We start from the raw sequence: 12,738 nt of genomic DNA, 5'->3' as shown, positions 1-12,738 counted from the left end.
TGCCGGTTCGGCAGACAAACCAACAAAAAGATCGCGGCAATCTACGGAATCATCCTTCAGTGAGCCAGTGAAAAATGTGTTTGCTCCGGGCATTATCCTGCTCTTAAAACAGCCTTCTATCTTCTGTTTCCGTAATCTTTTTAACCAGCTGCCGGTAGAGGGCCAGATCCGGCTGGCCTGTATTCAACGGTTCATCCAGAAACCGTTTTCCCCATTCAACCGGGCCGGGCTCTTTTTGACCGGAGGCCCATTGGCCGAAAAGTTGTTCCGCCGCTTCTTTCCGGTTTAGCCATCCAAGCGCAGCCACCTGTACCAGGGTGTTAACCGATCCTGTGGATTTGTCTGAATCCGCAACCCGTTGCAGCAGCCGGCGTCCTCCCCGCTCGTCACTCATTGCTATTTTTGTAAGTCCCTCAAAAAATTGTTCCAGGCGGTTGTCGATCAGCTCCTCATAAGGCTTTCCCGAGCCCATGTTCCGCGGCCACGAACCAGCTTCAGTTATATACTTCAGGGCCGCTGCATATCGTTTCCGCGAAAGCATTTCCAATGCCAGTATTAACTTGGTTTCTTCATACAGCCGTCTGCCTTCCCCGGCGCCCTCAAAGGGCAATATCTGTAACCGCTGCAATACCTCGTTTGCCTGCCGGTACCGGTCATTCCGCATCAGGGACCGTACGTATAACATGCCGTTTATATAATCCCGGGGATGCTGCTGCCAATAAGGTTCTATTACCTGCAAAGCGGCTTTGTACGAGCCCCGGGAAAGATAAAACCGTGTAAGGTAATGCTTATACCGCCAACCCGTATCCACCAGGCTGGCACGTTGCAGGTCACGAAGCTGCAATGCAGCGCTTTCATGCTGCGATGCTCTTACAACATAGAGGGGTGCAAAGCTAACGGAATCGTCGATCCGATTCAGCAACCGGCACGCTTCTATCTTATTATCCTTTGCCAGTTGTAATAAGGCCAGCAGGTAAACCGGCTTCCAGCTCTTCGTTTGTGAAACAGCCCAGTCCAACACCGGCTTTGCTTCCTCGCGGAACGGGAATGCAAAATCCGGTTCTGCGACCACGGCTTCCTGCAGATAGGTGGTGCCAGCTGCCGTTCCCCGGTTCAGATAGGCCAGCCAGTAAAGAAGCTCATTGTTTTTAGGAGCCCGCAGCAACAATTTCCGGGCCTCTTCAAAACGCTCCAGCTGCATATACCAGGCGGCCAGTTCGAGATAGGTTTGATAAGGAAGTTCATTCTGAACACTGCCGGTAAAATTCTTCTCACTTTCGGGAGTCTGCTTTTCAAGAAACTTTTCAAACAACAGGAAATGGTTCAGCGGTTCTGCTTCCCGGATCCCTTTTTCTACCTCCTCATTGCTCCTCCCCGTGAGCCGGTTTAAAAGATATTGTAATTGCAGCGCTTCTACATTATACTGATTTTGATACAGTGCTTTTACAGCATATTGCATCGCCCGCTCAGGATCTTTTCGGAGCAGGCAGATCTTGCTCATCTCCGTATAAGCAGCACTCCGGAACTCCGTGGTAAGGGCGGCTACATTCAGCCCGTCTATAGCGTCATTAATCCTGCCGGTCTTTAGGGCCGCCCGTGCATAATAATAATTGGCAGCCCCATCATAGGTGTCCACGCTCAGCGCCTGTTTTGCGATATTAAACGCCGAATCGTATTGCATCCGGTTATAAAGCAGGCGCGAAAGCAGGGCAAGCGCCGGCACATAATTTTTATTTTTACTTAATGCCTGGCGCACTTTCCGTTCTGCTTCCGTATAATTCCGCAATCCTGCCAGGTCTCTTGCATATATGTAACACCCATATGCATCCTCCCAGTTAAAATCAACTGGTGCGACAAGCGGCCGCTGCAGCGGTTGATCATCCACGGACCAGGAGTAGACACCCAGATGGATGGTAGCAGCCTTCCATTGCTGTGGCAACAATTCCGTTTCCAGCTTTTTTACGGCCAGTGGTTTCAGGTCCACCCATGCCGTATACAAAGGGGTTCCGTTCTGGTCCCTTACGTACAGGGTATCCCGAACAGTTCTCAGGGGAGAGATCGTTAGCGACCCGCCGCTGACATGCACCACTCCCATTTCATTGGCATCGGTAACCCCACCCGTACCGGCAAACGGGTACCAGTATTCGGTCCATTGGTCCGTGCCGTAAGGAATAAACTGCGTTTGCTTAAACGGCGTTAAGCTGCTGGGGATGGAGTTCTGGTTAAACAGGCGTCCGCTTTGCATTTCCACATACTGTCCGTCGTTGTCGGTCAGCAATTCTTTCCAGATATCGCCCTGATCGCTCAATGCCCAGGAGAACATTTTGCGGCCCAGTTTTTCATCACTGGCGGTATAGTGCAACATTCCAAAATCATCGGCTTCCCAATGTGCGCCAAAATAGGGCTTACCGCTATTAATGATGTGTAGCGATTTGGAACCGCCGTAATCATTTTCTTTCCATTGCGCAATGGCTTTGCCTGCTATGGAATCATAGGGCCATTGAATGTGCTCTCCCGAATGGCCGATGGCCGCGGTTCCGGGATAAACCAGTTGCAGATCTGCTTTTGCTGCCACGGCGGCATTGGACCACTGATAATAGGGTTGTTCGGTGGCTGTAGGGTTGAACCAGTAAGAACGGGTTGTAAAAAAAGCCATATCCTTTTCCAGCTTTATTTCTACGTTCCACCGTGTGCGGGTAAGCAACTCGAGGTACCCGATCGTACAGCTTACGCTTCCGTCTTTACCGGTACTCAACCGGTAATCCACCGGTGTAGCCGTATTGGGTGTATGCCCGATCACCCCATAGTTAAATTCCACGCCGCCGCTGGTCCAGGGCCCACGCATAGCAATATCGCGGAACTTTACCACGTTGTTATTGTATAAAAAATAGCGTTGGTGTATTTTATCGTAGGCAGACCATATTTTGCCCCCGATTTCGGGAAATACTTCCACCCGTATGAAATCATTTTCCAGCTGTACTACTTTCCACTCCTTCTGAATGGGCGCGGCGGCAAAACCATCAAAGCGGAAATAAGGATAGATTTTGCCAAAAGAAGGTATGGGGTTTGGATCCGAGAACGGATAGGTAACATATTTTCTTTTTAGTTCGGTAATGGTTGCTTTTTGCTGGGCCACTGCGGGCAGGAAAAAACAAACCAGGATCGTCATACAGAAGCAGCTTCTTTTCATGTATCTTTTTGTCGAATTTATCGAATCTTTACCGGAGACCTTTATGCAAACGTTTGTCTTTGCTGCTTCGTTGCAGCACCCTGCCATTTTCCGGGCGTTCCGGAGCTTATTAAGCCAACAACAATTGATACGCTTTACTATTCTTCTTACAGCCTTCGCTACCCGACAGGCCGACCCGGCCAACAAAAACACCAGCTATTTCCAGAACCGCTTTAAAGATCACTGTATTTTGGTTTGATCCAAATGGCCGATCCAACAATTCAGAAAGCCTATGAGCTTTTTGTCGATTCGTTATCCATAGACAGTATTGCCACAAGAAGCAGTTGGCTGCGGGCAGTAATCGCAGCCCGGTATGGTCCGGCACCAGAAGCACAAAGCCTGAAGCTTGCTATCCGGCAACCGGTATTGGTTTCCTGCACAACCTAGGCGATCATCACACATTCAGCACTCCGGCTCTTCCGCAAGGACGTGCCGGTGAGTTCCATCCGGTGCGCCTGGTGTATAATGCGGTCGAGAATGGCATCGGCGATGGTGGGCTCTCCGATAATATCATACCATTTGCTTACAGGTACCTGTGAAGTAATGATCAATGCACTTTTACCATGCCGGTCCTCAATCACTTCCATAAGTGCTGTACGGCTTTGCGCATCGAGCGGCTGCAGGCCGAAATCATCCAGTATCAGCAATTGCTGCCGTTCGATGCGGCCGATCTCTTTATTGTAGGAATCATTGATCCTGCTCATCTTAAGCGTAGAAAACAGCCGCGAAGCATTATGGTACATCACCCTGTATCCCCGGCTGCAGGCATGGTGACCCAGCGCGGAGGCAATATAACTCTTGCCGATACCGGCGGACCCGGTAATCAGTATGCATTCGGCCCGGTCTATATAACTGCAGTCTTCAAACTTCATAATCTGGTTGCGGTCGAGATTGCGATCGTTATGATAATAAAGATCATCTATATCGGCCTTGTAGCGGAACCGGGCGTGTTTGATGCGCTGACCGATATTGCGGTTTTGACGGTCGGCCCATTCGGCCTCCACGAGCTGGGCAATCAGTTCATCGGGCGTGCCTGTACCTGATTTTCCCGCCTCCAGGCAGGCTTTTAATGCCCGGTGCATGCCCAAAAGTTTCATTTCCTTCAATTTGTTAAGTGTTGCGGCATTCATAATCTGTATTATTTAAAGGTTGATGACATCAATACGCTTGACAACAGCACATGAAAAAGCGTTAGCCCCATTCATTATTCAATAACCGTGTTTTCAAGGTTAAAGGGAAGCTCAGGATATAACCCTTCATAAAATATGGGCAGACGCTACAGCCACAACATCTTGGTCGCCCGATCATTGCCAGGCACGCGTTCCTGTTCCAGCTCCAACAAACAGGTGATCTGTCAGCGCGCAAATTCGTTATCTTTCTTTTATAGCACGTGCACTGATCTCTATCTCAAAAACATTTTCGTAGGTTTTCATTTTGCGCAATACCCGAAGACGTTTTAACACAGCCTCGGAAAAAGTAGTACCACTTTAGCTGTATTCCGCCATAAGTGTTCAGGGACAGCTGCTGATGATTCTGTTCACATGTTGCGGTCTTTGATGGTATTTGCCGTAAATACCAAACACCTGCCAGTATCCGTTTTTTAGTTGCACCAGCAGCAGGCCGGCCATTAGCTTATACGCAAAATAAGTACTTTACCTTAAAAAAAGTCATTCTTTGTTCATTTTTCCGGGTAGGTACCCGGAAAAATGAACAAACTGCAATAAAAAGCCCGGTTTTATTAACAAAACCGGGCGAAAATTTTTCGTAAAGGGCCGTTATGCAACGGGCAGCAGGTTCCGGTGCAGCACCGCACCAGTATGTGCCGGATCCAGCTCCAGCACCTGACCCAGGTATTGATCAGCCGCTGTCATATTGCCCAATCCCAGGTATCCCAGCCCCATCAGGTACCAGCAATGGATCCGGTTACGCAGGTCCAGATCATCATCAAAAATCATCAGGTCTGGCAGCGACACTGCAAAAAAATCGATCGTGACCGGGTCATTCAAATGCTTTTCCCCGTAGCTGATCAGGTTGCGGAACCGCTGTGCCGCTTCTTCCGGTCTGCCTAATTTCAGCAGCGCCATTCCCTGATAAAAGATCTTATCCGGTTGCTGATCGTTGTAGTAAATGGCGGGCGCCGGCTCTGAAAGACCTACGGCTGCTTTCTCCCAGTAAATTGTTGCGGCCTGGTTATGGCCACCGGCTTCTTCCACACATCCCAGCCAATAATTAATATCGTTCTCCTGTGCACCATACAGTTTTCCTTCTCCCAGGTTGGCCGGGTATTCCTCCGCCTTATGCAATAAACGCCCTGCTTCATCCAGGTCTTTTTTTGCCAGTGCCTGCTTGGCCAGTTCTACGTGAATCAGCACATGCTGACCGGAGGTCCGGCCTTCCCCTCCTTCCCATGGATGAAAATTACGGGACTGCAGCAGCTGGCCAGCTTCCTCAAACCGGCCCAGCAGGGAGTATAATCCAACGTATTCGATATAAAGATCGTCGCGTTCCCGCACCTGTTCGGGATACTGATTGAGGTAGGAAAGCCGCAGCTCCGGATGTATATTAAACCGTTTCTTTAACTGATCCAGCTCAAATAATACTCTTGCGTCTGATGGATCGGCCTCAAACGCCTTTTGAAATAAACGGAGGGCCGCTTCTTTTTTATCAAACTTATTGTAGTAGGCGATTCCAAGATTCCGGTTAACCGTGGCAAACCCCGGATTTATAGCCAGCGATTGTTCCCAGCAACTCCGCGCCTGGTCATACAAGCGCTTTCCATAATAATAATTACCCAGGTAATACAGGGCTTTATAATCACCGGGATTCTGTTCTACTGCAGTGGTCAGCACCGCAATGTCTTCAATGCGATTGGGAAATACGCCGTCCGGGCTCATTTCAAACGCTTTCCCGAACCAGGCTGCAGCCTGGTTATGATCGCCGGACAGATGGTCAAAATATCCCATGTAATAGTGCACCAGCGGATCCGTTGTATGATCAGCTACCCTGGATAAAAAAGCGGTTGCATCTTTATACAAACCGGCCGCGGCATATTGCAGGGCCATTTCGATGAACGAATAAGAACGGTTGCGCATCTGTTGTTGAAGCAACTGCAACTCCTTTTCAGCAGCTTCACGGTTGCCCTGCCGTTGCAGGTGCCGGCACCATTCAAACCGGGCGGCAAAATCAAATCCATCAATCGTTAATGTTTCCTGAAGCACTGCAGCAGCCTCTTCCCAGCGTTGCAGCTGCCGCAATGCCACCGCTTTTATATGCCGTGCTCTCAGGCTGTTATAATTCCGTAAAACAGATTTCTTGGCAAACCCGGCACAGGCGTCCCAGTTGTTCTGAAGCGCACTGATGTACGCCAGCTGCAGGTATGCATTATCCTGCATGGCAGCGTTCCACGTACTTTTATACAACCAGTCCGTGGCCCCTTTTAAACGCTTCCGGTACCGCAGGCAGAGCCCCAGGTTATACAACGGCTCTCCGTCATAGGGATTGGGATTCCTGGAGGTGAGTTTTTCTACCGCTGCGCGGAGGAAGGGTTCCGCGGTCTCAAACTGGCCGCGGCGCAGGTACCAGAGCCCCATTGCATTGTTGCACCGTACATCTGTAGCATCCCGTCTCAGGGCTTCGCGATAATAATCCAGCGGCGAATACGTTGCATGCCGGTACTGCTCCAGGTGTAAACCGGCCAGGTACAGCTCTTCATTGGTAGCAAGCAATTCCGGTTGCAATATGGGTTTTGCCGGATCCGGTATTGCTTCCGTGTTACGATCTACCGGAGTATACGCGATCAACAGATTTCCACCGGCGTCCAGTACTTCAGCCGTCAGTTGCCCCGCCTCAGCCGTGTGGTCAACAACCACCCGTTTTTCAAAACTTTTCCGGGGAGACAACGGCACCGTTTCTGAAAAAAGTGTATTCCCTGCCTGCATCAGCCGAACTGTTACCGATTGCTCCTTTGTTACGTATACCTGTACCGTTGCCGTATCGAAAGTGGTTTCCAGGTTCACCATGGCATCAATGGAAGCATTCTTTACATACCCAATGTTCTTGTAGGGCATAAAGTACTGTTTAAAGGTGCGCACTTCATTTGGCATGATCCAGCTGAAATCAGGCTGATTATCGGTATACACCCCGCACATCAGCTCAAAATAAGGACCGTCTTCATCGGTAAGCTGCCGGTCCCAGGCCTGGCCAAATGCCCCACAACCCCAGGTCCACTGTTTTTTACCGGGACTTACATGGTGATCGGCCACATGCATGATGCCCGCTTTTTTCTGATGATGGTATCCCCCTACAAAATTGAATGCGCTGTTAACAGCCATATAAGAAGTAGGCACAGGAATATTGGTGTAAATTGAAATATCGGTTCCCGGCGAGTAATCCACTTTATAATAGGTGCCGGTTGCGATCGGAAAGGAACTTACATCACGCTTACCGTGATCAAAAACAGCATTTACATCCGGCGGGAATACACTTTGATAATGTTCATCTACTGCAACCGCCGGGTTGGCCCACCACAAAAAAGTTTGCGGGAACGGCGTGCGGTTATACAACTTCGCTTCCAGCTCAATGTAGGCCCTATCCGGATACAAGGTAAAACCCAGGGCACACTTGGTGCCGAACATCTGCTCATACTCATTTACCCATACGGTTTTGCTGCCGTCTTTATTTTCAAGGATCTGGAAATCGGTTGCATCAAACGTGGTAGGACGGTGGTGCTGCGGCCAGTTGAATTCGATGCCGCCGCTGATCCAGGGGCCCAGCAGGCCCACCAATGCGGGTTTAATCACCCGGTTATGATACACAAAATGATAATCATTGGTTTTATCATAGGCCATCTGGATCCGTCCGCCCAGTTCCGGAAGAATCATCACCTTCAGATAATCGTTCTCCAGGTATAAAGCAGTCCACTCTTTCTCCTCCTTTTCATCGTATACTTTGTCGATCACCTGGTAGGGATACACCACGCCGCTGCTCCCCTGGTATACCCGTTTTTCCAGGAACATCGGGTTCTTGTCTGGCAGCCCGGTTTTGTAGGTAGGAATCTTCACCACTTCCTGCCATGCATGCACTTCCATAATCTTCTTTTTATAATGGTAGAAAAATAATTTAATTGTCAGATCAATGTCCGGAGAAAACCGCTTCCATTTCTTCCAGCGATTTCCCCTTGGTTTCCCTGACGCGGAATTTCAGGAACAGGAAACCCAGTAAGCATACACCCGCGTAGATATAAAAGGGCGTATAGGTCCCAAGCTTTTTTGCCAGTATGGGAAAAGTAAAAGTGAGCAGTGCATAAGACCCCCAAAGGGCCAGCACAGCGATGGAAGTAGCAGCCCCTCTTATCTTATTGGGAAAGATCTCCGAAATGAGCACCCAGGTAACCGGTGCAAGCGTCATGGCATATAAGCCGATGGCTGCCAGGAGCGACCAGGAGGCTGCGGCTGATCGTTGTTTCAGCAAGGTGGCGCTGACCAAATACAGGAGGGTTAAGCCGATGGCCCCCAGCAGCATCAGCGGCCTGCGGCCCAGCTTATCTACCTGCCACATGGCCACCAGGGTGCAGATCATATTTACCAGCCCGATAAAAACAGTTTGTTTCAACTGATCATCCTGGCTGAAGCCTACACTTTCAAAAATATTCGCCGTGTAATTAAATACCACATTGATGCCGCAAAGCTGCTGAAATACGGCGAGTCCGATGCCGATCAGTACTACAGGGAAAACAGCCCCCCTGAATACATCCTTATAGCGTACTGCGGTATCGCCGACAACCGATTTGCAGATGGCGCCCAGGGAATCGGCAGCATAATCAACGCCTCCGATTTTATTTAATATTCTTTCTGCAAGAGCAGGGTTACCCGTCTTGGCCAGCCAGCGCGGGCTTTCCGGCAACCAGCAAACTCCAAGTAAAAAAAGCGCTGCGGGTACAGCCCCCAACCCTACCATCCAGCGCCAGGCATCTGCGCCCTCATTCCGCAAACTATAGTTTACCAGGTTGGTCACAAAAATCCCGATCACAATGGTGAGCTGGTTGATGGCTACCATGCGGCCGCGCATATTGGCGGGAGCCACTTCCGCAATGTACATAGGCGATAGTACCGAAGCCATGCCAACCCCGATGCCGGCGGCAAAACGCGCTGCAATAAATACAGCACTGTTGTGTGCACCTGCCATTGCCAGGGAAGAAACAAAAAATACAGCAGCGGCCAGCATCAGCCCTTTCCGGCGCCCCCAGCGATCAGAGATCCTGCCGGCCAGCAAACATCCGGCAATACATCCCAGCGCCAGTGAAGCCGTGGCGAACCCCTCCTGTACTTCATTAAATCCGAACTGCTCTTTCAGAAACGGCAGCGCTCCCGCAATCACTGCAAAATCGAATCCAAACAAGTAACCGCCCAATGCGGAGATGAATGAAATACCCACGATATAGAAAGTATTAAACGGATACTGACTTTTCATACTGAAGCGATTTTAGAAACACAAAGATGCGCACATAAAAAGGTATATAGAATGGATATCCTTATTAAAAAAAGGATGATCTTATGAAGGCCTTACAATCCCGCGGTGTTGGATCCGGCATCCAGGCGCATTCCATAGGCGGCCGGTTCCTCTACGCTTAAAAAACAGCCGCCTCGTTATTATTTTTTCAGCAGCAGCAGTTGCTCCCGCGTCAACACGGTTTCCGGCATAAACTGCGCGCTATTCATGTACCGGATAAAGCTGTAGCGCAGCTGGCGCGCTTCAGGCCGCTGATCCAACGCGTTGGTAATATTGACAGAGGTCATCAGTAACTTTCCTTTTCCCACGCGCGCTTCGAGTACATTCGCCATTTTCCGGTTCTTAAAAAAATTATCAATCACGCGCACCACCGGCGTCATGGCTGGCAACGAGTCAATGATCATTGTTTTGGAATAAGTGATCAGATCCCACCACTGCCAATCGCTGTGGAAGGCTGTAGGAAAATGCTGCAGTGCAGGATGCCGCGGATTACAAAGAATGCCCATGGTACCGGGCTGATCCGGGAAATGCACGGGGCTCCAGAACACAGGGGCAAAGCGACCGTTCACCCCCTTCAATTCAGCCGTATCCGGATTAAACAATACGTTCCTGCCTTCCTCCAGTAAGCGCAGCGCCTCTGCAAACGAACGGGTAAAGCGCACATTGCCTGCATGTTCCTCAATCGTTGCGGGATATACCCATATCCGCCATTCGTTCTTATACGGGGTGCCCCTCAGCGACAATTCGATGGTAAGCATTCCGGCTTCCCGGATCGCATTTAATGCAAACCGTGCTTCCCCAATGTAACTGCCATTTCCAACAGGCAAATCTGCTGCGGGCCAATCTTTTTTAAACAGGATTTTTCCGGAACGATCTTTAATAAGCAGCTGCGGCCATGCCCGTTTCAACGTACCTCCGCTGAAATTGGCAACCGCTGCCGTCAGGCTAAAGACTTCGTCATTCTTATAAGCCGCCTTGTTAAAGCGAATCAGCGGCACTACAGCTGAGCTGTACATCCGGTGCGCTTCCGGGCGGACCAACTGCTTACTGTCCCAGAACGCGTCCAGGATTCCTACCAACGCCGTACCCTGCCCGGGAAAATCGTGCAGGTCCAGCAACTGGTAACCGCTGATCCCCTTTGTTTTTAATGCCCGCTCCATTTCCTCCTTGTATAGCTGCGCTGCAAAAATGCCGCTGGCCAGTGTAAACGAATCTGCAAGCTGCAACATATTTTTCTTCCGGAGATCGTTGCGAACAGCTTTAAAATTCAGCGGATCCAGTACACCGGTATATTTACGGATCTCCCTGAGATTGGGATACACGGAGTACTGTCCGATTTCATGGGTAATCAGCGGCACTGAGGCTCCCTCTACCGCTTCGGTATAATCTGTAGAAAAATCCGGCTTATGATCATTAAACACACCCTGTCCGCGTACCCATCCTTTTTTGGTATACTGCGTAATGAAGAAGTCATCTCCAGGTTCCGGCCAGCGGCCGTGGTCTTTTTGAAAGGTAAAAGTTGTGGTGGTATATAAATGCCGTTTGTCCTTTTGTTTCAATTGGGTCAATAACCGATGCAACCAGTTAAAATCGCCCTGCAATTCGTTGCCCAGCGACCATAGACAAAATGAAGGGTGGTTACCATAGGCCTCGCTGATCCGTTCCGCTTCTTTTTCGAGGAACTGATTCGCAGCCGCATCCTCACCGGCATGCAGGTTCCAGAAGGGCAGCTCCACCTGCAGGTAAAAGCCCATGGAATCGGCCACTTCAAATGCTGCCTCCGGCGGGCACCAGGAGTGAAAACGCAGGTGATTGAGTCCATAACTTTTAGCAGCGCAGAACACTTTCAACCAGCCTTCCCTCGTCATGGGCGGATGGCCGGTTAACGGAAAGATATTGCATTCGAGTGTGCCTCTTAAAAACGCAGGACGCCCGTTGATGCGCAGGGTTTGCTGATCACCGGCGATGGTCCTTAATCCAAAACGGGTTTCGTTACGGTCCAGCAATTTCCCACCTGTTGTTTGTAACGTAACAGCTACGCGGTACAGTTGCGGATCAAACTCATCCCAGAGTTTGGCAGTATTACCCAGGAATAACTCTATTTCATTTACAGATGCCCCGGGTACTATCGTAACCGGCATATTACGGGTAACCACCTGTTTGTTCCCCTGGAATACGGCTGCCTTTAAAAGGGCCTTTTGCGTGCCGGCATGATGATTCTTTAATGTTATTTTTAGCGCTACACGTTTTTGCAAAGCATCCGGGTAGGTTTGCACCGTTCCAACCGATAACCGGTCACGGGCGCTTAGCTTTATGGCACCGATAACACCGTTCCAGATAATCTGTGTTCCATCCGTATAGGCATGGGCCATATCCCTTACAGAGATATCATGTTGTTTGCGGTTGTCGATGCGAATCGTTAACAGATGTGCGCCGGGTGTAAGATAACTGCCCAGCTCAAACACATGGGGGGTGCTCAGGCTTTCTTCCGTTCCGGCCTCCTTACCGTCTACCCAAACCCGTGTGCTCCAGATCACACGCTCCAGGTATAAACGGATCATTTTATTATTCCATCCTGCGGGGATCACTACCCGCTTGCTGTACCAGGCAGCCCCGATATACGAATGTTTACGGGAAAGCATCAGCATTACCTCCTTATTCATTACATTGGTGTCTAGCTTTGTCGGATCTCCGATACCGGCATCATCCAATGTACCGGGCAATTTGACCGTACGGCCCTCATCTTTTCCGAACCATTGCTCTTCTATTCCACGATCTTCTTTATCCAACCGTACCTGCCAGGTTCCGGCCAGGGAAATGTCCTGCTGCGCGTAAACCTGCGCTGTAAAAAAAAGAAAAAGACATCCCAAAAATGTCCGCATCATTACTGGCACTATCCTGTTTGTTGATCTGATCATCGCACTACAAAGTTTTGTTTAATTGTTCCGGATACGGGGCCGCCTCCGGGCAAGCATATTCCGTATTTCAGGTTCAAACATAGC

6 protein-coding genes are annotated in these 12,738 nt (G+C 49.9%); 1 reads left to right on the top strand and 5 read right to left on the bottom strand.

What is annotated here, in order from left to right; translation table 11 throughout:
• Positions 1-103: 103 nt before the first annotated feature.
• Positions 104-3,190: a DUF5107 domain-containing protein gene (locus tag LL912_RS24215; protein ID WP_235556211.1), complete on the bottom strand. Its 3,087-nt coding sequence runs from the start codon at positions 3,188-3,190 to the stop codon at positions 104-106.
• Between the two features lie 243 nt (positions 3,191-3,433).
• Between LL912_RS24215 and LL912_RS24210 the strand changes: the two genes are divergently transcribed.
• Positions 3,434-3,616, top strand: coding sequence for a hypothetical protein (locus LL912_RS24210; protein ID WP_235556210.1), 183 nt, complete (start codon positions 3,434-3,436; stop codon positions 3,614-3,616).
• Here LL912_RS24210 and istB read toward each other — a convergent pair.
• From istB to LL912_RS24190, 4 genes are all read right to left on the bottom strand, one after another.
• On the bottom strand, positions 3,613-4,326 hold the full coding sequence (istB, locus tag LL912_RS24205) for an IS21-like element helper ATPase IstB (protein WP_235556209.1): 714 nt from the start codon (positions 4,324-4,326) through the stop codon (positions 3,613-3,615). The genes LL912_RS24210 and istB overlap by 4 nt on opposite strands.
• 678 nt (positions 4,327-5,004) lie before the next feature.
• On the bottom strand, positions 5,005-8,316 hold the full coding sequence (locus LL912_RS24200; protein WP_235556208.1) for a DUF5107 domain-containing protein: 3,312 nt from the start codon (positions 8,314-8,316) through the stop codon (positions 5,005-5,007).
• Positions 8,317-8,359: 43 nt separating this feature from the next.
• Positions 8,360-9,697 carry a sugar porter family MFS transporter gene (locus LL912_RS24195; protein WP_235556207.1) on the bottom strand — a complete coding sequence of 446 codons (1,338 nt, stop codon included), beginning with the start codon at positions 9,695-9,697 and terminating at the stop codon, positions 8,360-8,362.
• Between the two features lie 179 nt (positions 9,698-9,876).
• Positions 9,877-12,621 carry a sugar-binding domain-containing protein gene (locus LL912_RS24190; protein WP_235556206.1) on the bottom strand — a complete coding sequence of 915 codons (2,745 nt, stop codon included), beginning with the start codon at positions 12,619-12,621 and terminating at the stop codon, positions 9,877-9,879.
• Positions 12,622-12,738 lie beyond the last annotated feature (117 nt).

Source organism: Niabella agricola (assembly GCF_021538615.1).
GTDB classification, from domain to species: Bacteria; Bacteroidota; Bacteroidia; order Chitinophagales; family Chitinophagaceae; genus Niabella; species Niabella agricola.
The sequence above is the reverse complement of the archived record's forward strand: the minus strand, read 5'-3'. Positions and strand labels throughout refer to the sequence as shown.

Excerpts from the sequence above, each read along its gene's own strand:
- LL912_RS24195 (WP_235556207.1), bottom strand. The coding sequence starts at position 9,697 with ATGAAAAGTCAGTATCCGTTTAATACTTTCTATATCGTGGGTATTTCA.
- LL912_RS24190 (WP_235556206.1), bottom strand. The coding sequence starts at position 12,621 with ATGATGCGGACATTTTTGGGATGTCTTTTTCTTTTTTTTACAGCGCAG.
- LL912_RS24210 (WP_235556210.1), top strand. The coding sequence starts at position 3,434 with ATGGCCGATCCAACAATTCAGAAAGCCTATGAGCTTTTTGTCGATTCG.
- LL912_RS24215 (WP_235556211.1), bottom strand. The coding sequence starts at position 3,190 with ATGAAAAGAAGCTGCTTCTGTATGACGATCCTGGTTTGTTTTTTCCTG.
- istB (WP_235556209.1), bottom strand. The coding sequence starts at position 4,326 with ATGAAACTTTTGGGCATGCACCGGGCATTAAAAGCCTGCCTGGAGGCG.
- LL912_RS24200 (WP_235556208.1), bottom strand. The coding sequence starts at position 8,316 with ATGGAAGTGCATGCATGGCAGGAAGTGGTGAAGATTCCTACCTACAAA.